The organism is Pseudomonas sp. GW456-L12 (assembly GCF_059424045.1).
In genome coordinates this window covers 65,389-90,645 of the sequence record NZ_JBWKZA010000002.1, presented here as the reverse complement: position 1 = coordinate 90,645, position 25,257 = coordinate 65,389, and the positions used below count along the sequence as shown (strand labels likewise).

The following is a 25,257-nucleotide window of genomic DNA, read 5'->3' as shown; positions in this document are numbered from 1 at the left end:
TCTGGTTGCCCGGCCTCGACCAGGCCAAACAACAGGAACAGCGAAACTGCCGTGGCCGTCAGGGTTAAATAATAAAGAATGGGTTTGAACATCCTGTTTCTCACACCAGTTCGTGACGTTGTGCCAACTCGATAAGTTCCGCCATGGAAGTCGCGCGAAGTTTGTGCATGATTCTTTTTTTATAGGTACTGACGGTCTTGCCACTGAGAAATATGCTGTTGGCTATTTGCGTACTGGTGCTGCCCTTGGCAAAAAGTTGCAACACCATCAATTCCCGATCGCTGAGCAACATCAAGCGGCTCAGTTCGTTGTTTGCCGTTTCATCCTGACGCGGCGTTTGCAGGGCATGACTCGGAAAGTAGTTGTAACCACATAGCACCGCCTTCATGGCGCTGAGCACTTCGCTCAGGTCTTCCTGCTTGCACACATAGCCGCAGGCCCCGGCCTGCATGCAGCGCGCGGCGAACAGGGCCGGCGATTGCGCCGTCAGCACCAGCACCCGCAAGGACTTGTCCAGGGCGCCGAAACGCAGCAGCAGTTCCAGCCCGTCGAGCTTGGGGATACTGATATCGAGCACGATCAGGTCCGGCATGCTGTCGCGAACCATTTGCAGGGCATCGACACCGTTATCGGTTTCGCCGACGACTTTATAACCCTCATGTTCCAGCAACATGCGGATGGCCAGTCGGATAACGGGATGGTCGTCGATGATGAAAACAGAACTCATGGTCAAACCCGTGGAAATAAATACAGGTCTGGACCTTAGCGCAGGCAGGACAGTGGATATATGCGGGTTAAGGCGGGGTTGGGGACAATAAGGCAGTTCTTACATGAAAGACGGTTTCGGATTACAGCAGTTTTTCAGTTGAAAGTAGGAATGAGTATCCAGCCATGTAAAAGGTAAGGAGATGTTGGAGGTTTAGTGCACTTTTTCGCAGGGCAATAAAGGGCGCTGAGAAGAGAAGGGAGCCAGGCAAGGCTGCCCCCCGTTCATGGGGGGCAGCCGCTCACGGAGCGCTTGCCTCAGGGCGCTTTCTGATCGATGCCGGCCTGCAGCAGCTGGCTGTCGCTATGGCCACCGACGCGCAGCGGCCCCAGGTTGAACGCCTGGTCGTTGCGGGTGGCGTCGTCCTGCTTGCGGGTCAGCTCATCCTTGGCGCCAAGGACCAGGTTGACCGGCGACTTCGACAGGTTGAGCCCGACGTCGGCGCGGTAATCCGTGCCCGCCAGCGCGGTGCTCGTGACGGTCGAGCCGCCGAGGTCGACCTTGCCTTCGCTGGCGCCGATCCGCGCGCCGCTCAGCTGGGTTTCACCCGACACCCGCAGGTTGACCCCGCGGCTGCCACTGATGCCAGAAGCCTCTGCCACGCTGTCCTTGCTCTGACGGCTGACATTCAGGTTCAGGGTCGGCGTGTAGGAAGTGTTGCCGCTCTTGTCGCCGAACAGCACGCCTTGCGCGGTGTTGGTCAGCTTGCTGCCAGCGCCGGTTTTCTCGCTGACGGCGTAGCTGTCGCTGGTTTTCGGCCAGACCCGTTCCTTGAGGCTGGAGAAGCGATCGCCCAAGACTTCGGTCTTGTCGGCGAGGTAGCTCTTGGCTTTGTCTACGCCGCGACCGAAGGCGCCCTTGGGTTCCGGGTTGACGTCATAGCTGCCGCTGCGGGTGAATTTCTCGCCCAGGCGTTCCTTGGCGATTTCGGCCTTGTTCACCAGGTTGTCCTTGGCCGCAGTCAGGCGTTCGGTGCCTTTGTCGACGACGTTTTCCAGCTTCTCGCGGTGCTTGTCGAAACCGCCTTCGGCCTTGGCCTGCAGCTTGTCCTTGAGCGGGCCGGTCTGTTTGGTCAGCTTGTCGACCACACCAGGCTGGTTTTTCTCCGCGTCCAGGCGGGCGTCGAGGTTGACCGTGGTGCTGCTGAGCTGGTCCTTGCGGCTCTCTACCTTGAGGTCGCCACCGATCCGCCCATCGACCTGATTGGCGTCGATGCGCGCCCCCGCCAGATGGGTGTCGCCGTTGCTATTGAGCGTCACCTGGTCAGCCTTGATCAGGCTGTTGTGCTGGGTGGTGCTGTGCAGTTGCTCGACGTCGATCTTGGCCCGGGCGTGGATACCGCGATCGGTTTTCGGCGAGTCGTGTTCGCCGGCGTCGGCCCGGGTGGTCTTGCCGCCGTTGCCGCCGGCGCCCAGGGTCAGGCCCCAGTTGTTGTGAGCCTGGGTGGACTGCGCCGACTCCTGGTAGATCCCGCCCTGGTCGGCGCTGAGGGTGACACCCTTGGCCTCGATCTGGGTGCCCTGCAGGTGCAGCGCGGTAGTGCTGTCGGAGCCGCTGGCGAGTGTTACCTGGCCATTGCTGTGCAGTTGCCCGCCGGTCTGGTTCTGGTCCTGTTCCGAGACCCGGCCGATGTTGAAGTTGGCGCTCAGGTTGGCGCTCTTGCCGCTGCTCTGCTCGCTGCTGGTCTTGCTGGCGCCGCCCGTCAGGCCGCCACCGAGGTTGCTGCCCTGGCTGCTATGGGTATCGACCGCGGCCTGCAGGTCGAGTTTGCCGCCGGCGTTCAGGTTGATGTCGCCGGTCTTGGCGGTCTTGCTGCCGATGGTGGTGCCCTGGAGGATCAGGTCGCCGCCGCTGGTCAACTCGACCGGGCCCTTGCCCTGGATAGTCGCTACCCGCGCCTGGCTGTCCTGCTGATCCAGGCGCTTGTGGTCCAGTTGTACGCCGGCGCCGAGGTTGAGGTTATTGCCGTTGGCGCCCGGTGCGCTGCCGACGGTGAGCGAGGCATCGCCGCGCAGACTGGAGTCGCTGCTGTTCTGCCGGTCATTGGCCTGGTTCAGCGCCAGTTCGCCGCCGCTGTGCAGCTTGACGCCGGCGTCGCCGCCATCGAACCGGCTGCCTTCGTACTGGCCATCGCCGTTCAGCGCGATGTCCACGCCCTGTTTGCCCACATAGCTGCCGACCACCGCCTTGCTGCTGTCGCTGCGCTTGTCGCTGCTGCCGCCGGCGCCGCTGCCACGTACGTTCACGTCCTCGCCGGTGGTGGTGTAGACCCGCACGCCGGCCTTGGCGTCCAGCGCCTGCTCGCTGCTGCTGTGGGTATCGCTGGCGGCCTTGGCCACCTGGCTGCCAGCGTCGATCTTCAGCGCGCCTTGAGTCGCCTCGTAGCGGCTGCCTTCATCCTGCAGCTGGCCGGCGACCTTGACCTCGACCTGGCCACCCGTGAACTGGCTGACCACGGCGGTGCTGCCTTGCTCGGTGCGCTGTTTGTTCTGGTGGCCGACTTCCACGTCCAGGCCAACATTGGGTTGTTCCAGGGCATCGAGCAGGCCCGGTTGATGGAACTTGCGCTGGGCCACGCCTTCGATGGCTTTTTCCACCGGGCGGGTCAGACCCTTGTATTCGACGTTGGCGCCGATATCGGCGCTCCAGGTGTTTTCCTTGTGGCTGGTGGACTCACTGTCGTGCGCCGCGCGGTTGTCGACCTGCTCGGCCTTCACCAGCAGCTTGTCGCCGGCCTTGACCTGGGCACCCTCGGTCACTAGGGCGTTGCCGGCCTTGATGGTCAGGTTGCCGGTGGCATTGATGCCGGTGGTGTTGGCGGTGCGGGTATCGCGGGTGTCCTGGGTGCTGCTGTGGGCGAACTCCACACCGTTGCCGGCGCGGTCCAGGCCGCCGGTGTAGTAGAAACCGCCGCCGGTGGTGCGGGTGTCGGTGCTGCTGCTCTTTTGGTCGTGATCGGCCAGCAGCTCGACCTGCTGGCCGCTGAGGCTGGCATCGCCGTGGGTGGCTTTCAGGTCGCCGCCCTTGACGCTCAGGTTGCCCCCCGCTGCGACTTGCAGGCTGCCGCCGCTGAGGCTCGAACCCTGCTGTTGGGTGTCGTCGGTCTTGACCGTTTTCTGCTGGTCTTCGTAACGCACGCCGGCGCGGTATTGCCGGGTGCCCGGGGCATTTTCCTTGGCATAGGCGTCGAAGCCACGGGTGTGGGTGGTGCTTTCGCTCTGCGAGCTGTTTTGCACCGAGTCGATCTTGATGTCACCGCTGGCCTCGGCCTTGAGCTCGCCGGTCGCGGCCACGTGCGCGCCGCTGATGGCGATGTCCTTGGCACTTTCGAGCTTGAGGTTGCTGTCCGAGCGCAGGTCGCTGGTGACGGTGGTGCTGTCTTTGCGGTTCTGCCGGCTTTCGTCCTTGGTGATACCGAAGAACTTGCTGTCCTTGCTGTAGTTGTTGTCGTGGGAGCGGTCCTGCACGCCGTCGATGGTCAGCGAGCCTTTTTCGCTGATCACGCTGGCCTGCTTGCCGCCACGGGCCTGGCTGCCGCTGATGCGGACCTCGTCGGCCTTGACGATCAGGTCGCCCTTGGCATTGACCTTGCTGCCCTTGTTCAGGGTCTTGCCCTTGTCGCCGTCGCCGTTCTTGCCGAAGAAGCTGCCCCCGACCAGGTCGCCGGAGTAGGACTTGTCGCTGTTGCTCTGGGTGCGGCTGGCGCTGGTGATGTCCACCTGGCGCCCGGTCAGCTGGATATTGGTGCTGGCCAGTTCGGCGCCCTGCAGTTGCAGTTGCTTGCCGCTGGTCAGTTGCAGGTCGTCGCCAGCCTCCAGTTGGCTGGTGATGCTGCGTTGCTCGCTGCTGGACTTGTCCCAGTCGGCTTTCCACAGGTGCTTGCGGTGCCGGCCCTGGTCGCGTTGTTCGTGGGTTTCGGTGGCGGCGGTCAGGCGCAGGTCGGCACCGCTGTCGACTGTCAGCTTGGTTTTGGCCTTGATCTGGCTGGCCTGGATTTCGGTGTTGGCGCGGGCCTTGAGTTCGGCATCGCGGCGGGCGGTCAGTTGGTTGCCGTGCTGACGGCTGTCGCTGTCGGTCAGGGTACGGTCGTAGGTTTCCCAGGTGATGCCGATGGTGCTGTTGTGCCACTGCTCGCGCTTTTCCTGGAGCTTGCGGCTTTCGATGGCGCTCAGGGTGAGGTTGCGCCCGGCGTCGAGTTTGATGTCGCGAGCGCTGACATCGGTGGCGGCGAGGGTCAGGTCCTGGCCGCTGCGCAACTGGACGTCGCCCTGGCTGCTGTGCACGCCGGCACGGGTGGCGTCGAGGCTGTCGGGCCTGGCCTGGCCGCTGATGTGCAGGTCGCCGGCGGAGGCGATATTCACCCCGTTGTCGCCCTTGACCTGCACCGCGCCGACCCGCACGCCCGCGCCTTCGGCGGTGCTGACAATGTTGATGCGTCCGGCCTGCATGGCGCCGAACAAGCTGGCGTCGATGCGCTGCTCCTTGGTGTTAGCGGCAGGGTCGGTGCTCAGCACCTTGCCGCTGGCCGGGTCCACGCGGTTGCGCCCGACGGTGAGGTTGAGCTGGTCGCCGGCCGTAAGGTCGCCCTGGCTGTCGATGCGTGGGGCGATCAGGTTGATGCTGCCCTTGGTGTTGCTCAGGCCTCGGCCCTCGACCGTCAACTGGCCCTTGGCGTCACGGGTGCTCAGGGCTTGCAGCTTGCCGTCGTTGAGCTCGGGGCGGCCGACCAGCAGGCTGGCGTTCGGCGTATTGATGAAGCTGCCGCCGTTGACCGAGATGCCGTTGGGGTTGGCCAGCACATAGTCGGCGGCGCGGCCGAAGATCTCCTGGGTGCCGTTGAGCGCCGAGGCGTTGCGGCTGATCACCTCGTTGAGAATCACGCTGGCATCCTGGCCGTGGAACTGCGGGTTGGCAGCCAACTGCCCGGCCAGTTGCGAGGCGCCGGCTTGCAGGGCGTTGTTCAGCACCACGCCCTGGCGATCGACGTTGTAGTCGAGGAACTGGTTATGGGAGAGCCCGGCGCCATTGGGCGCGACGATGTTGACGATAGGCACGCCGTTCTGGTTCTGCAGCTGCGGGATGCCGCCCGGGCCCGGGGCCACGGTGATGCCGCCGGCCAGCGCCTGCGGCAGATGGGAGACCAGAAGCAGGCTGGCGATGGCCAGGCGCAGTTTGCCCCTGGGGGACAGGTGAAACACAGATGTGTTGTCGGGCATAAGAAGCTCTCTATGTGTGGGCCGAGTGGCAGTGCGCGTTGTTCGTTGCAACGCTGCTGTGGTGTTCAGGCTCGGCTGTTTTTTTCAGGCTGATGCACGGTTCGCGGAACCTCAGATCTGCACACTCAGGCGGGTCAGCCAGGTGGGCGATTCATGGTGGAAACGGTCGGGTGTTTCCAGGCTGTGCTGGTAGTCGACGTCGACTTGCACGTTCTTCCAGCTCAGGTTCAGGCCGATGCTGGCGCTGCTCAGGCGCTCGCTGCTGGCGCCCTCTTGCGCCTTGATCCGGCCGTGGTCGAAGGCCAGGCGCGGGGTCAGCTTGACCGGCAGATCGTTCTGCAACGGCAGGCGCAGGGTGTTGCGCCAGATCCCGCCGATGGCGCCCGAGGCGCTGTTTTCTCGATAGCCGCGCACGGCGGAGTCGTCGGTGCCCAGCAGTTGTTCGATGGCCGGCAGCGGGTCGGGGCTGTACTGCAGCGACAACTGGCTCTGCCACTGCCAGGGCTGGCTGCCGAAGCGGCCATTGCGCCATTGGCTGAGGCTGGCGCGGTACTTGCGGAACTGCGCCTGCGGCAGGTTTTTCTGTACCTGTTGCGAGTCGCGGTCGGCGCCGAACCAGGTCAGGCCCTGGGCGTAATTGACGTCGAGGTTCCACACCGCGCTGTCGAGCCAGAACAGGTTGAGCCCGGCTTCGGCCACGGTCAGGGTCGGGCTCTGGATGCCCAGGCGGACCTTCTCCAGGTAGCTGTCGACATCCTTGTGGGCCAGTTGCAGGTTGGCGCTCAACTGGTGGCCCTGGTCGCGCCACAGCACGCGGTCGGCACGCAGGCTGAGCAGGTCGGTGCGCCCGCTGTTGTAGAAGGTCACGCTGCTGAGCTTGAACGGTGCACGGTACTCGGCATGGCTGGCGAACAGGCTGTAGGTCCAGTAGCCGTAGGGGATCGAGTAGAAAACGCTGGCGCTGCGGCTGTAGCGCGGACCGTGATTGAGGGTGTCGCTGAAGTTGAGGTTGAGCGCGTCGTTGAGTTGCAGCGGGCTGTCGAGGCTCAGGTTGACGGAGTTGCGATCGCGCCCGGTACTGGCGCTGCCGAGGTTATCCACACCCAGCCCCAGGGCCCAGCGCGAAGCGCCGCTGCTGCGCGAGCGCAGGATGATCCGCGAGGCGCCAGGCTGGCTGCCGGGGGCGATATCGGCGGTCAGGTCGAGGGAGCGCAGGCGATTGAGCTGGTCCAGGCCCTGTTCCAGGTCGCGCAGGTTCAGCGGTTCGCCGAGCATGCCGGGAAAGGCCCCGGCCAGGGAAACCGGCAGGCTCTGGTCGGCCAGTTCGACGGCCTCGACATACCCTTCGTCGACCACGATATCCAGCGAATGGCCGGCGGCGGGGGCGCTGCTCAGGTAAGGGCGGCTGGCGATGTAACCGGCCTCGACATAGATCCGAGTGATCTGCGCCAACAGGCGGTTGATCCCGTTCACGCCCATGCAGGGCGCGATATAGGGTTCGAGCTGGCGGTTCAGCCGGTCTTTCTTGAACAGCGTGACACCGGCGATCCGCGTGCCGCTCAGGGCCCAGCACTGTTCATCCTCGCCACCGTGGGCGGTTTCGGCGGGAGCCACTGCCGGCGTACCGAAGCTGCCGCGCTGCAACTGGCGCTGGCGCTGTTCCAGCTGCAGTTGTTGCAGGTCGCGCTGTTGCTGTTGCTGCAGGCGCAGGGCTTCCTGACCCGGTTGTGGCATATCGGCGGCGGCCACGGGCAGGGCCCCGGCCAGCAGCGAGAGCAGCAACCAGCCGCGCAGGCCAGGGTGACAGCTTGGGTGACTTGAGGACGTATAGGGCACTCGACATCCTTAATAGTGGAAAACGGATGAGGAAGTGCGGGAACAACTTATCGACACGGATTCATTCCGTGTACTCACTTCCATTTTGACGCTTGAGTCCTGGGCGTGCTCTTTGTTACAGCGAGGGGTGAAATTATTTTGCAAATGCCTGCTGAACTAACAGGTGAAGCCGAAGTTTTAGTGTGGGTACTTAGTTCGCTTGCTATTTGTTTTTTGCACCGATCATTCGGGCAGGGTCATGAAAGGGGAACGATCTGTCGCGGAGTGAAATTAATCCTGGTTAACCCATTACGGTTCGAGACTAGCGGAAACGATAAAGTCGATTTGTACGGAATTTGTAATCGTGGGGAATCCTTAGGGGCCTTGTGCTGCAAGGGTTTCTGCCTGAAGGCTAGGCAGATGTATCGAAAGGTAAAGGTAGGATGTTTGGTTGTGTCGTTAACGATCTGTTTAATTCAGCCTAGTTGGCTTGCTTATCGGGCGGCATGTATCGGTCAATGTCGCTAGTTATAGAGCAAGTGCTCTAGGTGGGTGCGGTTGCGTGGAATATTGTCGATCTGGATGGCGCCTGGCGAACTTGCTGGAAGTGAACGGCACTCTCAATGCAGTGTGAAATGGCCGGGATGTCAAAGTTGAAGTAACGGCGGTGTCCGGTTACTGCCTTACAACAGACTAGGGGGATCCCTTAGTTGTCGACTCACGAGAAACCGTTCGAACGGCCACCTCGATAACGCGAGGTAGCCGCTCGACGGCGGGTCATTGCGGGCTGGAACGCCCGGTCATTTCCCGGGCCATTTCGCTGGCGTAGCTGTCGGTCATGCCGGCGATGAAGTCGATCATGCGCAGGAAGGAGGCATGCAGCGAGCCGTTCGGATCCGGCGCGTTGTTGCCCAGCAGGTCGAGAATCCGCCGGTTCTTGAACGACGGCGTGCGTCCGCCGTGCTGTTCCAGCGCGGCGCCGCAGAACGAATTGAGGAGGATTTCCAGGGTGGTGTAGGCGCCGATCTCGTGCAGGGTCTTGCGCTTGTCCTGGAAGATCTTCTTGCGTGCGATGTCCTTGGCATTGAGCACGCAACGCTTGGCCGGGCCGTGCATATGCTCCACCAGATCGCCCGGCAGGGTGCCGCTGAGCAGGGCGTCCTGCTGTTCGACGAAGGCCCGGGCGGCGGCGTTGGTCAGGTGCTCGATGGCCTTGCCGCGCAGGATCGCCAGCTTGCGCCGGCGCGAGTCCCGCGGGCCGAGCTGGCGATAGGTTTCCGGCAGGTCGTCGCCCACCAGCCCGAGCAGCAGCGACTCGACTTCGGCATAGTCGAGCAGCTCCATCTCCAGCCCGTCCTCGAGGTCGATCAGGGCGTAGCAGATGTCATCGGCGGCTTCCATCAGGTACACCAGCGGATGGCGGGCCCAGCGTTGTTCCTCGAGTTGCGGCAGGCCGAGCTTGGTGGCGATCTGTTCGAGCAACGGCAATTCGCTCTGGTAGCAGCCGAACTTGTGCTTCTTGTAGCCCAGGGAGTCGGCGTGGCGCGCGGTCCAGGGGTACTTCAGGTAGGTGCCGAGGGTGGCGTAGGTCAGCCGCGTGCCGCCGTCGAACTGGTGGTATTCCAGTTGGGTCAGCACCCGGAACCCCTGGGCATTGCCTTCGAAGTTGAGGAAGTCGTTGCGCTCGTTTTCGTGCATGGCGTCCAGCCAGCCGCGCCCGGCGGCCTGCTGGAACCAGTGGCGGATCGCGTCTTCGCCGGAGTGGCCGAACGGCGGGTTGCCGATGTCGTGGGCCAGGCAGGCAGATTGCACCACCATCCCCAGGTCGCTGGGTTCGCACCACTCGGGCAGGGCGTCGCGAATGGTCTCGCCGACCCGCATGCCCAGGGAGCGACCGACACAGCTGACTTCCAGGGAGTGGGTCAGGCGCGTGTGGATGTGGTCGTTGCTGGACACCGGGTGCACCTGGGTCTTGCGGCCCAGGCGGCGGAAGGCACCGGAGAAGATGATGCGGTCGTGGTCCTTGTGGAAGGGGCTGCGGCCCAGCTCTTCAGGGCTGTGCAGCGGCTTTCCGAGGCGTTCGCGGGTAAGCAGGGTATGCCAATCCAAGGCGGGGTCTCTCCGTCGAATGACTGATGGGCTAGCTTCCCGGTTCGCGCCAGCGCCTGCAAGGGGAACAGGTTGAATAACGGGGCCGACCACGCACGCCACTAAAGCCCCGCGGCATCGATATCGATCAACAGCAGGCGCTGGCCATTGTCGAAGAACTGCCCGGCGGTCAGGCAGTACTGGTTGCTGGTGGCGTCGCGGTAGGTGTTAGACAGGGTCAGCCGTCGCTCGTCCCAGCCTTCGGCCAGCAGGTGATAGAAGTACGGGCGCCACGACCAGTTGTGGCCGACGTAGCTGTGGTCGGCCTGCCAGCGGTTGTGGCGCCATTCCAGGTTCGGCGTCAGCTGGGTGCCGTGGCGATCGCACTGATAGAAACGCAGCAACCAGGGAAAGGCATCCAGCTGGGGCAACCGTTCGATCGGGGCCCGGGCCTGGGCCCAGTCCTGCAGCAGGGTCATCAGCTCCGTGAGTTGCTGACGCATCTGCATCAGGCGTCCGCGCTCGGCCAGTTTCTGTTGCACATAGCGCTGGCGCACCCGGGCAAAAGGCGCGACGAAAGCATCGCTGGCGAAGAACGCCTGCTCGGCCCGGGCAAACAGGAAGCCCTGGACATACCGCGAGCCGCATTCCAGGGCGAAGTTGAGTTCAGTTTCGCTCTCGACCCCCTCGGCGATGATCCAGCAGCCGGTTTTCTCGGCCATTTGCGCCAGGGCCTTGACCACGTCGCTGCTGGGCCCGCCACGGGCCGCGGCCTGGAACAGGCGCATGTCGAGCTTGAGAATGTCCGGTTGCAGGGCCAGCACCCGGTCGAGCTGGGAGTAGCCGGCGCCGAAGTCGTCGATGGCGATCCGCACGCCGGCTTCGCGGTAGCGCGCCACCACTTCGCTCAGGCGCTGGCTGTTGCCGCTCAGTTCGGTGATTTCGAAGACCACGCGCCGCGGATCGACGCCCTGTTGCTGCAATTGCCTGAGGCTCGGCAAGGGCTGGCCGGCGCGCAGGCGGCTGATCCAGCGGGGCGAGATGTTGATGCTCAGGAACCAGTCGTCGGGCGCTTCATGCAGGCGGCCCAGGGCGTCGGCGCGAATCAGCCGGTCGAGCCGCCGCAGGGCGCTCGAGGAGGTCCGGGGATCGTTGAACAATGGGCCGACCGACAGCAGTTGGCCGTTCGGTTGGCGCAGGCGGCCCAGGGCTTCGACGCCGGCAATACGGCCGGTGGCGGTGTCGATGAAGGGTTGGAAGCAGGCAAGCGGTTGCCCGTCGATCACGGGGCCTCCTTGGTTGATCTTGTTGATCCTGGCGCTGCGCCGACGCAACAGGCAGGCACGACCCGACCTCTCGTGGGAGAGGTCGGGTGCGCAGCTATTGCGGGAATGATTGCAAGAATGCAGCCAGATGGCGCCGGCTCAGTGCTTGTTCGAAGAACCTTGCATGACCAGCTTGATCAGCGGCAACAGGCCGGCGCTGAGCCGCACCAGCCGGGCGAAGCTTCTGACGCTGCCGCTCTTGGCGCCTTTGCCGGTGAGAAACCCCAACAGGGTCACGGCAGCCACGCCCCACAACGGCGCGTGCTTGATGCCCAAGCCCTGTTGCCAGCTCTGGCCAAGGCCACGGACCCGCTGCAAGGGTTGCAGCAGTTGATGGGATTCGTGGCGGATTTCCTGGCGGTGCATTTCCATGCGCAGGCGGATCAGCGCCTTGCGCATCTCGCGCCGGGAGTTGGTTTGCGGGATGTCAGGCAGGCTCATGGCAGCAGGCGCTCCCTGTCGTTGGCCAGCTCTTCAAGGGTGGCGTGGAAGGGCGAGGACTCGTCGAAAATCGCCGCCTTCAGGCGCAGGGCGCAGAACAGCGCCGCCAGCGTATAGAAGACGCACAGCCCGATGATGGCGCTCAGGCGATAGGTGTCCCAGAACAGGATCAGCACCAGCGCCGACAGGCCTATCAACAGCAACAGGGCGAACACCAGGGCCAGCCCGGCGAACAGCAGCAGGCTGACGGTTCTGGCTTTCTGTTCCTGCAACTCGATGCCGAACAGTTCGACGTGGCTGTGTAGCAACCCCAGGAAAGCAGCGCCCAGGCGCCGCGTTGAAGAGCCTTGGCCCGCCGTGGAGCCGGATTCATCGATAGCCATATCAGCGCCGGGTCGCCAGCAGGCCGATCAGGAAGCCCACGCCCGCCGCGATGCCCACTGCTTGCCAGGGGTTGCTCTGCACATAGTCTTCGGTGGCGGTGACCGCCGCCTGGCCGCGTTCGCGCAGCGATTGTTCGGTCAGTTGCAGGGTCTCGCGGGCGCGCAGCAGGCTGTCGTGAATCTGCGTGCGTAATTGGTCCGCCTGGTCGCCAGCCAGGGTGGCGGTGTGTTCCAGCAGACGTTCCGTGTCACTGACCAGTGCCTGAAAGTCCGCCATCAGTGTTTCTTGAGCTGTCTTGGTGGTTTTGCTGGCCATGGTTATCTCCGTAGTGGCGTTCTGAAGGGTTCGAGTATGAGCCTTGCGCGAAGGTTCAGTGCAATTGTCTGGTACAGCTTTTGCTTTGTCCTGGTGCGTAAACACGGGTGGTTGCGCCGAAAGCGCGCAGGATGCGCTGCCTGGCAGCTAAAACCTTACCCTAAAAAATCAACACTTATGGAAACACCCGAGCGATACATCCCTCTCGCCAAAGCGTCGCGCCAAAATGGGTCGTAATACCTGGGTCGACAGGACCTTCGGTGCCAAGTTGGTGCAAAAAAGCGTTCGAGCGGCTCGCGGCTTTTTCCTGAATATCAGGTCTGCCCATTCCATGGAAAATCTGCAAAGCGCTGTGGACACTCTGGTCCATGGTTCCAATACCCTGTTCATCCTTATCGGTGCGGTCATGGTCCTGGCCATGCATGCCGGCTTCGCCTTTCTCGAGGTGGGCACGGTGCGCCAGAAAAACCAGGTCAACGCCTTGTCGAAGATCCTCAGCGACTTCGCGGTCTCGACCCTGGCCTATTTCTTTATAGGCTATTGGATCTCCTACGGCGTCAGCTTCCTGCAACCGGCGGCGGTGATCAGCGCCGACCACGGCTACGGACTGGTGAAGTTCTTCTTCCTGCTGACGTTCGCCGCGGCCATCCCGGCGATCATTTCCGGCGGCATCGCCGAGCGTGCGCGGTTCGTCCCGCAGCTCTGCGCCACGGCGCTGATCGTGGCCTTTATCTATCCCTTCTTCGAAGGCCTGGTGTGGAACGGCAACTATGGCCTGCAAGCCTGGTTGCAGGAGAACTTTGGCGCGGGCTTCCATGATTTCGCCGGCTCGGTGGTGGTGCATGCCATGGGCGGCTGGCTGGCGCTGGCCGCGGTGCTGTTGCTCGGGCCGCGCAACGGTCGTTATCGCGACGGCAAGCTGGTGGCGTTCGCGCCGTCGAGCATCCCGTTCCTGGCCTTGGGGTCGTGGATCCTGATTGTCGGCTGGTTCGGCTTCAACGTAATGAGCGCGCAGACCCTGCAGGCGGTCAGCGGGCTGGTGGCGGTGAATTCGCTGATGGCCATGGTCGGCGGCACCGTGGCGGCGCTGATCGTCGGGCGCAACGACCCGGGCTTCCTGCACAACGGCCCGCTGGCCGGGCTGGTGGCGATCTGCGCCGGCTCCGACCTGATGCATCCGGTGGGCGCGCTGATCACCGGGGCGATTGCCGGCGCGCTGTTCGTCTGGTGCTTTATCGCTACCCAGACCCGTTGGAAGATCGACGATGTGCTGGGTGTCTGGCCGCTGCACGGGCTGTGCGGCGTGTGGGGCGGTATCGCCTGCGGGATCTTCGGCCAGAGCGCCTTGGGCGGCCTGGGCGGCGTCAGCCTGGTCAGCCAGTTGATCGGTACCGGCCTGGGCGTGCTGGTGGCGCTGGTCGGCGGCTTTATGGTGTACGGCGCGATCAAGGCGCTCTGCGGCCTGCGCCTGACGCAGGAGCAGGAGTACTACGGCGCCGACCTTTCGCTGCACAAGATCGGCGCGGTCAGCCAGGACTGATCCCATGCGGCCCAGGCTGGAGTACCCGGCCAGGGCCGCTTGCCGCTGATCATTGGCCGCCGAGCAGGCGCGCCTCGGACGCTTCGATGGCCGCCAGCGGGCCGGACATCAACACCGTATCGCCGGCTCGCAGCAGGGTGCCGGCGGCCAGCTCCAGGTCGCGGCCATCGCGCTGCACGCCTTGCACATCCACGCCCAATTGCTCCAGCGCCAGATCGCCGAGGGCCAGGTCGCAGGCGTGGGCTGCGCTGCCGAGATTGACCGCATGCATCAGCACTCGCGGCTGGCCGCGATTGTCCAGCAGGTCGGTCTGCGCCCCATGGTAGAAACCATGCAGCAGGCGATAGCGGTTGTGGCGAACCTCGTCGACCTTGATCTGTACCTGGTGTTCCGGCAGCCCGAGCATCACCAGCGCATGGGACGCCAGCATCAGGCTCGACTCCAGTAGCTCCGGCACCACTTCGCTGGCGCCGGCGGCTTTCAGTTCGGCCAGTTGGCTGTCGTCCCGGGTGCGCACCAGGATCGGCACTTCGCTGTTGATCCGGCGCGCGCTTTTCAGCACGTTGAGGGCGATGTCGGTCTTGTCCACGGCAATCACCAGCAGCCGCGCGCGTTCGAGGCCGACCGCCGCCAGCAGCTCGGCGCGGCGGGAGTCGCCGTAATGCACGCAGCTTTCGCCGGCCGCGGCTTCCTGGACCCGCACCGGGTCGTCGTCCAGGGCAATGAAGCGCTGCTGTTCGCGGCGCAGGAAGCGGCCGATCGACTGGCCCACACGGCCATATCCACAGATCACCACGTGCGCCTGCAATGCGGCGTTGAGGGCACTGATTTCTTCCAGGTGGGCCTCCTGGTTCGGCTTGCGGTGCAGGCGCGCGGCAATGCCCGGGGCGGCGCGCAGCAGCAGGGGCGTCAGCAGCATCGAACAGAAGGTCGCGGCCAACAGTAGGCCGCTCAGCTCGGCCGGCATCAACTGGCTCTGCTGCATCTGCGCCATCAGCGCAAAACAGAACTCGCCGCCCTGGGCCAGGGCCAGGCCACTGCGCCAGGCCGTCTCGCCGTCGCTGCCGCGCAGCTTGAGCAACAGTGCCACCACGGCGCCCTTGATCAGCATCAGGGCCAGGGTCAGGCCGAGGACCAGCAGGGCATGGCTGGCGAACAATTGCAGGTCGATCAGCATGCCGATGCTGACGAAAAACAGCCCCAGCAGAATGTCGCGGAACGGCCGGATATCGGCCTCGATCTGGTGCCGGTAACGGCTTTCCCCCAGCAGCATGCCGGCGAGGAACGCACCAAGGGCGGGGGACAGGCCGAGCAGGTGGGTCAGCCAGGCGGTCAGCAGGACGATGACCAGGGCCAGCAGCACGAACAGCTCGGCGGAATGGGAGGCGGCCACCTCGTGGAACAGCCGTGGCAGCAGCCAGCGGCTGGCCAGCGCCAGGCCGATGAACAGCAGGGCGGTCTTGCCCAGCGTCAGGGGCAGGGCCCAGTACCAGGCCTGTTCGGTGTCGCCGGCGAATACCGGCACCAGGGTCAGCAACAGCACGGCCACCACGTCCTGGAACAGCAACACGCCGATCGCATTCTGCCCGTGGCTGCTGAAGATTTCCCCGAGGCTGCCCAGCTCCTTGCTGACAATGGCGGTGGAGGACAGCGCCAGGCCCGCACCAAGCAGCAGCGCCGGGATCAGCGGTACGCCGGCGAGGATCAGCAGGCCGCCAAGGACGGCGCCGCTGCACAGCACTTGCAGGCTGCCCAGGCCGAATACCACCTGGCGCAGGGCCAGCATTTTCGATACGGAAAACTCCAGTCCCAGGGAAAACAGCAGGAACACCACCCCCAACTCCGCCAGGTCGGGCAGGTTTTCGTTGTCGTTGACCCAGCCGAAGGCGGTCGGCCCCACCAGCAGGCCCACGCACAGGTAGCCCAGCACAGGCGGCAGGCGCAGGCGGCGGAACAGGGCGATCACCACCAGGGATGAAGCGAGGATGATCAACAGATTGGCGAACACAGACATCTCCGGGCGGCGGTTGTAATGACAGAGCGTAGAGGCAAAAAAAGCCGCGAGGGTCGCTCAACCGCAAGTTGGCGGCGCTGACCTGCATCAGCTGTTTGGCAGAATGCTCGACGATGGCCATTGTTGGCCGCAGGGTGCTGCGTTCATCGGTCGACGGCTTTTTCCCGCGGGCCTAGAATAAGCGCCTGTCTCTTTTCGGTCTGTATGTCATGCCTCCTGAATGTCAGTTGTTCGGCACCCTGGGCTGCCACCTGTGCGAACTCGCCGAGGCGGAGTTGATGCCGCTGGTGGAGCACGGGCTGATGGTCGAGCTGGTGGATATCGCGGAAGACGAAACCCTGTTCGAGGCGTATGGCCTGCGTATCCCGGTCCTGCGCCGGGTGGACAACGGCGCCGAGCTGGGCTGGCCGTTCGATGCCGAGCAGGTGGTGGCCTTCCTGCGCTGAGCCGGCCTGTCGCTGGCACGACCCTTTCCGTTTGTCGCCTGCGCTGCAATCCCTTGGCGGGATCCCGATTATTCGTTTACTGTATATGCGTACAGTTATCGGGATGGTTCGTCATGTCTCTCATAATCCTCGCCCGCGCCGAGCGTTTGCAACACCTGTCGCCCGAGCATGCAGGGCACGACGGGGTTGCCGCCGGGCTCACGTTCGAAGGCGGTTTTTCCCTGGATCGTACCGTGGGGCTCGGAGCGCCGCAGATCCGCGCGGTGCTGGTGGATGACGACAGCCTGCTGGGCTTCGGGATCTATCCAGGCGACCGGCTGATCGTCGATCGTTCGGCGGCCCCGGCGGTGGATCAGTACGTGGTGGCCCATCTCGATGGCGAAGACGCCTATGGAGTGCGCCTGCTGGCGCCCGATCCCAAGGGTGGGCTGCTGCTCAAGGCGGCGCGACCTTCGATTGCACCGATCCCCCTGGACGATCGGGAGTCGGCGCAAATCTGGGGCGTGGTGTTGTGGGTGGTCAGTTATGTCGGCCGTGGCTGATATCGATGCGCAGGGCGTGTGCTCAGTGGATGAATGAGAGGGTAGAAGGACTGATGATGGTCAATGTCGAACAATTGAAGAGCAGTGTGAACCGCATGTCCGCCGATGTGGTGCGCGAAGCGGTACTCGAACTGCGCCTGGACGGCCTGGTCACGGAAGGCAAGACGCCGTTCAACAAGCTGCATTTCAATACCTGCTTTGCCGAAATCGAAGCCCTGTTCCAGCGTGCGGGTTATCACCGGCAACTGGACGTGGTGGGGTACCAGGGGTTGTTGTATGCGCTGTATGACCCGGCCCGCTGGGAGGCGGTCGATGTGCTGCGCTGGCTGAAGGAGTTCACCGATGCCGCCGCGCAAGCCGGCGTGGCCCGGGCTTAGTCGCAGGTTCCGGAGGGGGAAACTCTCCTAGGCTCCCCGGGACCCATGTTGGATAATGCCGCTCTGCATTGTCCGTTCGAGCTTTTGTATGTCTTCCGTACCTTTTTTTGCCGCGCAGCATCAGGCCAGCACCCTGTACCTGCCCCCCGGTTCATGGCCAACCGTACTGGATTGCCTGTGTGACCATTTCAGCACCATCAGCCGCGAGCAGTGGCTGAGCCGGATCGCCCGCGGCCGGGTGCTCGATGGACAGGGACTACCGATCGGTGTCGACCTGGCGTACCGCGAAGGCCTGCGCATTCATTATTTTCGCGAAGTGCCCGACGAAAAGATCATCCCGGTGCAGGAGTCGATTCTTTACGTCGATGAGCACCTGGTGGTGGCGGACAAGCCGCATTTCCTGCCGGTCACCCCGGCGGGGGAATATGTCGAGCAAACCTTGCTGCGCCGCTTGATCCGCAGCCTGGACAATCCCCTCCTGGTGCCTCTGCATCGCATCGACCGGCATACGGCGGGCCTGGTGTTGTTTTCGGCCAACCCGCAAAGCCGCTCGGCCTATCAGTCGCTGTTCCCGACGCGCAGGATCGACAAGCGCTACGAGGCCATCGCACCGGCCTTGCCCGGGCTTGAGTTCCCGCGGGTACATAAAAGCCGCCTGGTCGATGGCGAGCCCTTTTTCCGCATGCAGGAAGGGCCTGGTACGCCTAATACGGAAACGGCACTGGAGGTCCGGGAAAAGAACGGTGACCTCTGGCGTTATGGGCTGTATCCGGTGACCGGCAAAAAGCACCAGTTGCGGGTGCACATGAGTGCGCTGGGGGCGGCGATCTGCAACGACCCGTTTTATCCCGATGCGCTCAAGGATGTGGAGGACGATTACGCCAAGCCGCTCAAGCTGCTGGCCCAGGGCCTGCGTTTTACCGACCCGCTGACAGGGGAGGAGCGCGAGTTCGAGAGTCGGATCACCTTGCAGTGGTAATCCAGGCAACTGCTTGCTGCTGCCAGAAACGATAAAGCCCGCGAAAGCGGGCTTTATCGTTCGAGGCTGTAACGGTATGGATTACAGCTCTTTTACCGTACGAACCTGATCCTTGTTGATGCGGGTTTGTTTGCCGTCCAGTTGTTCGAACTCGTAGAAACCGGAATCCTCATCGTATTTCGGCGTATCGACGGCCTGGATTTCGCGACCGTCATTCAGGGTGATCACAGTAGGCGATGCGCAACCGGCGAGAGTGGCAAGGCCCAGTGCAAGCATGAGAGTGGCGAGAGTCCGCTGAATCATTATGTGTCTCCGAGATGAATACTTTTAGTTGCTGTGCTTGAGACGTATACAACGCCTGCAAGTTCCTTGAGTTAAGGGCATTCTGACACGCCGTGCTGCTGGCTTAACAGCTCTGGTGTATTCAGATTAGCCAATCGGGGATCGTTTGCCGGACATTGCAGGGCCTGAGCATCCAGCCCGCGCATGATACGTCCGGGGCTGCGCTCACCGTTCTGCCAGGCTCCGTCGAAGGTGCCGAGCAGCGTGCGCGGAATAATACACAGCAAGGGTTCCCAGTGCTCGCCATGGCGCAGCATCAGTGGTTTGTCCGGATGCAGGGCGGCGCTTTGCCGCATGGCGTCGATCAGTTGCGCATCGATGCGCGTCACGTCGCAAGGCAACACCAGCAGTCGGGCATGCCGGGCGACGGCTAATCCGGCACGAATACCTGCCAACGGCCCCGGGAAGTCATTGCTTTCGTCCTGCACCAGTTGGTCGGCATAAGGCGCGTACTGCCGGCGATTGCGGTTGCAGGAAATGATCAGGTCATCGCTCAGGCCGCGGGTCAGTCGATGCAGATGGGCGATCAATGGCCGGCCCTGCCACTCGATCAGCCCCTTGTCCCTTCCTCCCATGCGTTGGCCGCGTCCACCGGCCAGGAGCAGAATGGAGCAGGGTGGCAAATCTGTGCGCGGGGTCATGGCACGTCTCCACAGGGGCGGTCAAAGAGAGCGCTGTGATATAACACCGGGCTGTTTCTCCTACAACTGGATCGAGCCTATGAAAGCCAAGGCTGATGTACCTTTTGCACCCTTGAATATCGCGGTGCTGACTGTCAGTGATACCCGGACCCTGGAGACCGATACCTCCGGCCAGGTCTTCGTCGATCGTCTGAGCGCTGCAGGCCATAACCTGGCCGCGCGCGTCCTGCTCAAGGACGATCTCTACAAGATTCGCGCACAAGTGGCGACCTGGATCGCCGACGACCTGGTCCAGGTGGTGCTGATCACCGGCGGCACCGGTTTTACCGGCCGCGACAGCACCCCGGAAGCCGTGTCTTGCCTGCTCGACAAACAGGTCGACGGTTTTGGCGAGTTGTTCCGTCAGATCTCGGTGGCCGACATCGGCACTTCCACCGTGCAGTCGCGGGCCCTGGCCGGGCTGGCCAACGGCACGCTGGTGTGCTGCCTGCCGGGCTCGACCAACGCGGTGCGTACCGGTTGGGACGGCATCCTCGCCGAGCAGCTGGATTCGCGGCACCGGCCGTGCAATTTCGTCACGCACCTGAAACAGGCGGCGCCTTGTGAATCCCGTGGGTAAGCCGGGCAAGACCGGTGCCTTGATGCCGGTCGAGGTCGCATTGGCCCGTTTGTTGGAGATGGCCGAGGCTACTCCCATTCTCGAGCGCGAGCGGCTGCCGCTGGCGGCAGCTCAAGGCCGAGTCTTGGCCGACGATTTGATTTCCACCCTGGATCTTCCGCCCTGGCCCAACAGCGCCATGGACGGTTATGCCTTGCGTGCCGCGGATTGGAGCGGTGAGGCCCTTGTGGTCAGCCAGCGCATTTTCGCCGGCCAGACGCCCGAGCCTTTGGCGCCCGGTACCTGCGCACGCATCTTCACCGGGGCGCCGGTCCCGGCGGGGGCCGACTGCGTGGAAATGCAGGAGAACGCCGAGGTTCAGGCCGACGGGCGGGTGTCCTTTACCGAGCCGCTCAGCGCCGGGCAGAACATTCGTCCCCAAGGCCAGGAAACCAAGGTCGGCGAGTGTGTATTGGTGGCCGGAACGCAGCTGGGGCCGATCGAGCTGGGGCTTGCTGCTTCCTTGGGTTGCGCGGAGTTGGAGGTGGTGCGTCGAGTGCGGGTCGCCGTGCTTTCCACCGGCGACGAGCTGGTAGAGCCCGGGCAAGCGCTGGGTCCAGGGCAGATCTACAACAGCAACCGTGTCCTGCTGTGCAGTTGGTTGCAGCGGCTGGGCTGTGAAGTGGTCGACGGCGGGATCCTGCCCGACGATCTGCCCACGACCCGGCGGCGCCTTGCCGAACTGGCGGATGTGGACCTGATCCTGTCCACCGGTGGTGTATCGGTGGGCGAGGCGGATTTCCTGGGCATCGCCTTAAGAGAAGAGGGCGAGCTTGCGCTCTGGAAGCTGGCGATCAAGCCGGGCAAGCCGTTGACCTTCGGGCATTTCCGCGGCGTGCCGGTGATCGGCCTGCCCGGTAACCCGGCCTCGACACTGGTGACCTTTGCCTTGCTGGCTCGCCCCTATATTTTGCGGCGCCAGGGAGTGAAGGAGCTGCAGCCCCTGCAGTTCCAGGTTCCAGCCGGGTTTGCCTGGTCGAAACCGGGGAATCGACGAGAGTATCTGCGTGGGCGTCTGGAGCAGGGCAGGGCAATCATCTACCGGAACCAGAGTTCCGGGGTCTTGCGCAGTGCCGCCTGGGCCGAGGGGCTGGTCGAGGTACTGGAAGAGCGAACGCTGGTTGAGGGCGATTGGGTCAACTTCATCCCATTGAGTGAAGTCCTGGGCTGACTCCAGGGGAGGCGGACCTGGTCGGCAGCGCCGGGTCCATCCTCCAGGGCCCTGCCTATCAACGCAGGAGTAAAAGGATCAGCAAGCCAAAACGGCTGTTCAGTCCCCAGGACAGCAGTGCCGATATAAACCCGGCATAGGCCAACACCCACGCGAGCTTCTTGAGCAAGGCATGAAGCTTGCTGTCGGGCTTATGCTCGGGGTCACGGGTATGTACTTGATGGACACTCAGTTCCGGGTGTTTGCCTGTACTGAGCAGGATGCTCCCTTCCAGCCGAGTGAGCGCGGAGTTCGAGCGTTCAAAGCATTTCTTGTCATCCATGTGTTTCGCTTCCCTGTTTGAGGCGTCGTTCGCCTGCCATGAACATTCTCCGATTGTCTGTTTCGGGTCAATTCAGGTGATTCTCAATCTGCGGTCAGAAAAGTTACCGGTCAGCCAGCAGACGGCCTGACGGCGACAAATTGATTACATCCCGATCGGACTTTTTCTCATGGGCTGAGGGTCAACATCCTTCAATGGTCCTCGAATGACAGGAGTGATGAGCGATGAGCGAACGCAAGGCGATGCTGATACTGCACGGCAAGCAGGCCCTCAACGAAGAGGTCCGCGACGCTGTCGAACGCAAGCGTGAAGAGGGTTGGGAGCTGGCGGTCCGCCTGACCTGGGAAGCGGGCGACGCCCAGCGCCTGGTGGATGAAGCCCTCGTGGCCGGTTACACCCGCCTGATCGCGGGAGGCGGTGATGGCACTTTGCGTGATATCGCCGAGGCCATGGCGGCGCAGGCCAACGATGCCAGCCTGGTGTTGCTGCCGCTGGGGACGGCCAATGATTTCGCGCGGGCGGCCGGCGTGTCGTTGCTACCCCATGAGGCATTGAACCTGCTCGACGCTCCGGCACGGGCGATCGACCTCGGCGAGGTCGGTGGCCAGGTATTTCTCAACATGGCCACGGGCGGGTTCGGCAGCCAGGTGACGGCCAATACCTCCGAGGACCTGAAAAAGATTCTGGGGGGCGCGGCCTATCTGTTCACTGGTTTGTCCCGTTTCAACGAACTGCATGCGGCATACGGTGAACTGCAGGGGCCGGATTTCCATTGGCGCGGCGAGCTGTTGGCCCTGGGGATCGGCAACGGGCGCCAGGCCGGTGGTGGTCATCTGCTGTGCCCAGAGGCGATGGCCGATGACGGGTTGCTGGATGTCAGTATCCTGCCGGCCCCCCAGGAGCTGGTGGGCACCTTGAAGGACCTGCTGGCCGGCGGCTGGGGGATCGACAACCTGTTTGTGCGCACGCGCCTGCCCTGGGTTGAAATCAAGGTGTCCGAGGGGCTGGATATCAATCTCGACGGTGAGCCCCTGCAAGGCGAAAACCTGCGTTTTCGCGCGCTCCCAGGGGCATTGCGGGTGCATTTGCCGGAAGACTCCCCGCTGTTGGCGGCTTCGGCGTCTTAATCGTCGAGGCTGATGATCTGTTCGCGGACGGCAAACAGGACCAGGCCGGCCACATCATAGATCTGCAGGCGTTTCATGATCTGCGAGCGGTGGGTTTCCACGGTCTTGATGCTCAGGCCAAGCCCATGAGCGATTTCGCGGGTCGATTTGCCGCGAACGATCAGGCGCAGGATCTCCAGCTGGCGTGCGGTCAGGTTATGGGTTTCGACGGGTTCCGGATGGGGCTTCTGCACGCGGATCAGCGCCTGGTTGATCACCGTGTGGGCAATGGCCGGGCTGAGATAACGCTCGTTGTTGCGCAAGGCGTCGAGCGCGTGCTCGAGCTCGTTGGCGGTAGTGTCCTTGAGCAGATAACCATGAGCACCGGATTCCAGGGCCTGCATGATCAGCGCCGGATCGGTGTGCATCGAGAGAATCAGTACTTTGCTCTGCGGATGCACCACCTTGAGTCTCTTCAGGGCTTCGAGGCCGCCGATATCCTTCATGGAAATATCCAGAAGGATAATGTCCGGCGACAGCCTCTCGACCATTTCCAGTACTTGTGCGCCATCGTTGGCTTCGCCGATCACGGCATAGCCAGGAATGTCCATGACCAGGGCACGCACGCCAGCCCTGATGAGCGAGTGGTCATCCACCAGAAGTAAATTGCAGGTCAATGTAAAACCTTATTCGTACTGGCCCGTTCGAGTGCGCGAGGCGCCCAGGGGAAGAGTGCTTCGATTTGTGTGCCCTGGTCGGGCTGGCTGGAAACCTTCAGGGTGCCACCCAGTTGCGCGATTCTTTCCGACATGCCCGCCATGCCGCGTTGTCCTTGCGCGCCAGGATTGGCCGCTGGGGAAAAGCCACAGCCATCATCGCTGATAAACAGCGAAAGGCCCTCGGGCAGGCGTTGCAGGCGTACCAGCAGGTTATCCGCCTGGGCGTGACGCAGCATGTTGGTGACGGCTTCCTGAGTGATGCGAAAGGCGGCCACCGCCATCTCCTCGGGGATGCCTGCCAGGCGTTGCTTGCATTCCAGGCTCCAGTGCACGGAAGTGTTTTCCAGGGTCTTCAGCAAGTGTGCCCGCAGGCTGGCTTCCAGGCCCAGGCTGGCCAATTGCCGGGGATTAAGAATGGCCGATACATCGCGCACCTTGGCCAGGGTTTCTTCCAATGTGCTTTGAAGCATCGTGCAGTGCTGTTGCAGGTCTTCGGGCAGGCGGCGCTTGAGCCATTCGCTTTGCAGCTTGGCGGCAGTCAACAGCTGACCAATATCATCATGTAATTCGCGACTGAGGCGATGGCGCTCGTTTTCCTGGACTTCCAGCAAGCGATCCGCCAGTTCCTGAGGCTGGAACTTGATCGATTTGCGCGAATCGCCGTAATAGGCCCAGACACTGGCCAGGGCCGCCAGATTCAGGATCAGCAGGCTGAGGGGAAAGGTCGTCGACAGGCAATAGACGGCCAGACTTCCAAGTGCCGAGCATGAGCACAGCAACAGGTTGAGCCAGCGCAGGTTTATTCGAGAGAGAAGCCTGGTGGCAGTTGGCTTGAGGCTGGCGTACATAGCGGATGGAGCCAATGAATGTTCGCTGCGGGGAGACCGGTCAAGTCGACTGACGGGCCCCGGTTTGGAAAACGGTATTATTTGAGTATGCGGCTTCAATTAACGCGGTCTATTCGTTGGGAGCAAGCCTTGCACTGATCAGGTGTGTAACAAGATCAATCTGAAATCACAGTGCCATTAAGGATATCGTTTAGTGACTGGCATAGTATCAGCTTAGCTACCGTTGGTCGCGCCTCTATATATGTCCAGCGGGTCAGGAATATTGCCTTTTGGGACGTATGTTCCGATTCGCTTGTTTTAACTGGCTCCGCTCAAACAGTGACTGTATCTGGCCTTGGCGAACGGGTAGGCGAGACTCAGAACACTTGAAGTCTCGGGATTGGTTTTATTTAGTTGTATTAGTTGGTTCTGTCGTTAACAGGCATGAAATATTGGATAACGACATGATGCTGGTCAATGTCACGACATATCTAACGACTGAAGTTAGGTATTAACGACAGGGTCTATGCGTTTCTCTTGGCGATCGAAAAAACTTTGAACGAATTTTGGTGGCAGGACAGGGGGGCGGGCAGAGGGTCGATTTGCACGGCGAGGGATTCGATGAGGGTGGCCTGTTCGTTGCCATCGAGGTTCAACTGCCCAGTCACCGGATCGACGAGTTCAAGCTGCCAGGCCATCAGGCTGAAGCATTCCTCGAGGGTGTCGAGGATCTGCTTGTTCATGTCTGGATGAGGATGGGAGTGATCCAGCAACGCATGAACCTGGCGCGAGAATTCGGCGGTGCTGCGCAGCGCCAGCGCGTCGGTTTTCTCGGCCAGTTTGAGCAGGGTGGACAACATGCACTCGATGGCGTCCTGATCGTTCCTGATCAGGTTGAGATGGTTCAGGCATTCAACAGACTTGGCCAATAGTGCTTCTGCCTCAAGCAGAAAGTCGGGTGACTGGTGCCACTCTTTATCGTCGATCAGCATGCTTGTCTCCACGACGCCACGTCAGATGATGGAATGGTCCGTTTTGTGAGCGGCTGTAAGGTATTACGTCGGTTATGCCGTGGGATATAGGACGAATCTGATTGGTTCTCAATGGACGAAGACGCTGTGCTGGTGTTTAGTCTGCAGGCGACAGACTGCCGAGCACGGTGTGTCGGCCACGCTTGGACAGCGGAGGCGGGGGGGCTCGAAGGGGCACCAGCCCATCTTCCT

The 25,257-nt window shown here is 62.7% G+C and carries 23 protein-coding genes; 8 read left to right on the top strand and 15 right to left on the bottom strand.

Annotated features, from left to right (window positions below):
* Positions 1-100: 100 nt before the first annotated feature.
* The 8 genes from AC07Y9_RS02825 to AC07Y9_RS02790 form a co-directional block, all read right to left on the bottom strand.
* The gene (locus AC07Y9_RS02825; RefSeq protein ID WP_007931447.1) at positions 101-727 is read right to left on the bottom strand and encodes a response regulator transcription factor; all 627 of its coding nucleotides are present in this window, start codon (positions 725-727) and stop codon (positions 101-103) included.
* Positions 728-1,023: 296 nt separating this feature from the next.
* Positions 1,024-5,982, bottom strand: a complete 4,959-nt coding sequence (locus AC07Y9_RS02820) for a hemagglutinin repeat-containing protein (RefSeq protein WP_102679610.1) — start codon at positions 5,980-5,982, stop codon at positions 1,024-1,026.
* Positions 5,983-6,093: 111 nt separating this feature from the next.
* Positions 6,094-7,716 (bottom strand): ShlB/FhaC/HecB family hemolysin secretion/activation protein, encoded by a 1,623-nt coding sequence (locus AC07Y9_RS02815; RefSeq protein ID WP_256580932.1) that lies wholly within the window; start codon positions 7,714-7,716, stop codon positions 6,094-6,096.
* A gap of 858 nt (positions 7,717-8,574) precedes the next feature.
* The gene (locus AC07Y9_RS02810) at positions 8,575-9,906 is read right to left on the bottom strand and encodes a deoxyguanosinetriphosphate triphosphohydrolase (protein ID WP_007923253.1); all 1,332 of its coding nucleotides are present in this window, start codon (positions 9,904-9,906) and stop codon (positions 8,575-8,577) included.
* A 101-nt stretch (positions 9,907-10,007) separates the two neighbouring features.
* Complete coding sequence (locus AC07Y9_RS02805; RefSeq protein WP_102679608.1) at positions 10,008-11,171, bottom strand: EAL domain-containing protein; 1,164 nt, start codon at positions 11,169-11,171, stop codon at positions 10,008-10,010.
* A 138-nt stretch (positions 11,172-11,309) separates the two neighbouring features.
* On the bottom strand, positions 11,310-11,651 hold the full coding sequence (locus AC07Y9_RS02800; RefSeq protein ID WP_087092776.1) for a hypothetical protein: 342 nt from the start codon (positions 11,649-11,651) through the stop codon (positions 11,310-11,312).
* Positions 11,648-12,034: a phage holin family protein gene (locus AC07Y9_RS02795; protein WP_102679607.1), complete on the bottom strand. Its 387-nt coding sequence runs from the start codon at positions 12,032-12,034 to the stop codon at positions 11,648-11,650. Before AC07Y9_RS02795 ends, AC07Y9_RS02800 begins: the two co-directional genes overlap by 4 nt.
* A gap of 1 nt (position 12,035) precedes the next feature.
* Positions 12,036-12,350 carry an ElaB/YgaM/YqjD family protein gene (locus AC07Y9_RS02790; protein WP_007923257.1) on the bottom strand — a complete coding sequence of 105 codons (315 nt, stop codon included), beginning with the start codon at positions 12,348-12,350 and terminating at the stop codon, positions 12,036-12,038.
* A gap of 331 nt (positions 12,351-12,681) precedes the next feature.
* Between AC07Y9_RS02790 and AC07Y9_RS02785 the strand changes: the two genes are divergently transcribed.
* The gene (locus AC07Y9_RS02785; RefSeq protein WP_087092777.1) at positions 12,682-13,890 is read left to right on the top strand and encodes an ammonium transporter; all 1,209 of its coding nucleotides are present in this window, start codon (positions 12,682-12,684) and stop codon (positions 13,888-13,890) included.
* Between the two features lie 49 nt (positions 13,891-13,939).
* On the opposite strand, the gene AC07Y9_RS02780 is transcribed toward AC07Y9_RS02785, so the two are convergent.
* Positions 13,940-15,898 (bottom strand): cation:proton antiporter, encoded by a 1,959-nt coding sequence (locus tag AC07Y9_RS02780; protein ID WP_102679606.1) that lies wholly within the window; start codon positions 15,896-15,898, stop codon positions 13,940-13,942.
* Between the two features lie 215 nt (positions 15,899-16,113).
* Here AC07Y9_RS02780 and AC07Y9_RS02775 point away from each other — a divergent pair, with 215 nt between their 5' ends.
* The 4 genes from AC07Y9_RS02775 (at position 16,114) to AC07Y9_RS02760 (ending at position 18,248) form a co-directional block, all read left to right on the top strand.
* On the top strand, positions 16,114-16,350 hold the full coding sequence (locus AC07Y9_RS02775; protein WP_053262141.1) for a glutaredoxin family protein: 237 nt from the start codon (positions 16,114-16,116) through the stop codon (positions 16,348-16,350).
* A gap of 113 nt (positions 16,351-16,463) precedes the next feature.
* A complete protein-coding gene (locus tag AC07Y9_RS02770) occupies positions 16,464-16,892 on the top strand; it encodes a S24 family peptidase (RefSeq protein ID WP_102679605.1) in 429 nt (142 codons plus the stop codon).
* Between the two features lie 56 nt (positions 16,893-16,948).
* The gene (locus AC07Y9_RS02765) at positions 16,949-17,269 is read left to right on the top strand and encodes a hypothetical protein (protein ID WP_007923266.1); all 321 of its coding nucleotides are present in this window, start codon (positions 16,949-16,951) and stop codon (positions 17,267-17,269) included.
* An 88-nt stretch (positions 17,270-17,357) separates the two neighbouring features.
* Entirely contained in the window at positions 17,358-18,248 is an 891-nt protein-coding gene (locus AC07Y9_RS02760; RefSeq protein ID WP_087092780.1) for a pseudouridine synthase, read from the top strand.
* Between the two features lie 81 nt (positions 18,249-18,329).
* Here AC07Y9_RS02760 and AC07Y9_RS02755 read toward each other — a convergent pair whose 3' ends face one another.
* Both AC07Y9_RS02755 and mobA read right to left on the bottom strand, forming a co-directional pair.
* Positions 18,330-18,551: a YgdI/YgdR family lipoprotein gene (locus AC07Y9_RS02755; protein ID WP_007923269.1), complete on the bottom strand. Its 222-nt coding sequence runs from the start codon at positions 18,549-18,551 to the stop codon at positions 18,330-18,332.
* A 71-nt stretch (positions 18,552-18,622) separates the two neighbouring features.
* Positions 18,623-19,231, bottom strand: coding sequence for a molybdenum cofactor guanylyltransferase MobA (gene mobA, locus AC07Y9_RS02750; RefSeq protein WP_102679604.1), 609 nt, complete (start codon positions 19,229-19,231; stop codon positions 18,623-18,625).
* A 79-nt stretch (positions 19,232-19,310) separates the two neighbouring features.
* Here mobA and moaB point away from each other — a divergent pair, with 79 nt between their 5' ends.
* Both moaB and AC07Y9_RS02740 read left to right on the top strand, forming a co-directional pair.
* The gene (gene moaB / locus AC07Y9_RS02745; RefSeq protein WP_007923271.1) at positions 19,311-19,850 is read left to right on the top strand and encodes a molybdenum cofactor biosynthesis protein B; all 540 of its coding nucleotides are present in this window, start codon (positions 19,311-19,313) and stop codon (positions 19,848-19,850) included.
* Positions 19,851-19,872: 22 nt separating this feature from the next.
* Positions 19,873-21,060 carry a molybdopterin molybdotransferase MoeA gene (locus AC07Y9_RS02740; RefSeq protein WP_173679776.1) on the top strand — a complete coding sequence of 396 codons (1,188 nt, stop codon included), beginning with the start codon at positions 19,873-19,875 and terminating at the stop codon, positions 21,058-21,060.
* A gap of 58 nt (positions 21,061-21,118) precedes the next feature.
* Here the strand turns inward: AC07Y9_RS02740 and AC07Y9_RS02735 are convergent, their stop codons facing one another.
* Positions 21,119-21,382, bottom strand: coding sequence for a hypothetical protein (locus tag AC07Y9_RS02735; protein ID WP_009044924.1), 264 nt, complete (start codon positions 21,380-21,382; stop codon positions 21,119-21,121).
* A 224-nt stretch (positions 21,383-21,606) separates the two neighbouring features.
* Here AC07Y9_RS02735 and yegS point away from each other — a divergent pair, with 224 nt between their 5' ends.
* On the top strand, positions 21,607-22,509 hold the full coding sequence (yegS, locus tag AC07Y9_RS02730) for a lipid kinase YegS (RefSeq protein ID WP_087092782.1): 903 nt from the start codon (positions 21,607-21,609) through the stop codon (positions 22,507-22,509).
* On the opposite strand, the gene AC07Y9_RS02725 is transcribed toward yegS, so the two are convergent.
* The 3 genes from AC07Y9_RS02725 to AC07Y9_RS02715 form a co-directional block, all read right to left on the bottom strand.
* The gene (locus tag AC07Y9_RS02725) at positions 22,506-23,165 is read right to left on the bottom strand and encodes a response regulator (RefSeq protein WP_009044922.1); all 660 of its coding nucleotides are present in this window, start codon (positions 23,163-23,165) and stop codon (positions 22,506-22,508) included. The two genes, yegS and AC07Y9_RS02725, sit on opposite strands and share 4 nt — an antisense overlap.
* A complete protein-coding gene (locus tag AC07Y9_RS02720; RefSeq protein WP_102679602.1) occupies positions 23,162-24,055 on the bottom strand; it encodes a sensor histidine kinase in 894 nt (297 codons plus the stop codon). The genes AC07Y9_RS02725 and AC07Y9_RS02720 overlap by 4 nt, the downstream gene beginning before the upstream one ends.
* Before the next feature lie 503 nt (positions 24,056-24,558).
* Complete coding sequence (locus tag AC07Y9_RS02715) at positions 24,559-25,026, bottom strand: hypothetical protein (RefSeq protein WP_102679601.1); 468 nt, start codon at positions 25,024-25,026, stop codon at positions 24,559-24,561.
* Positions 25,027-25,257: the final 231 nt, after the last annotated feature.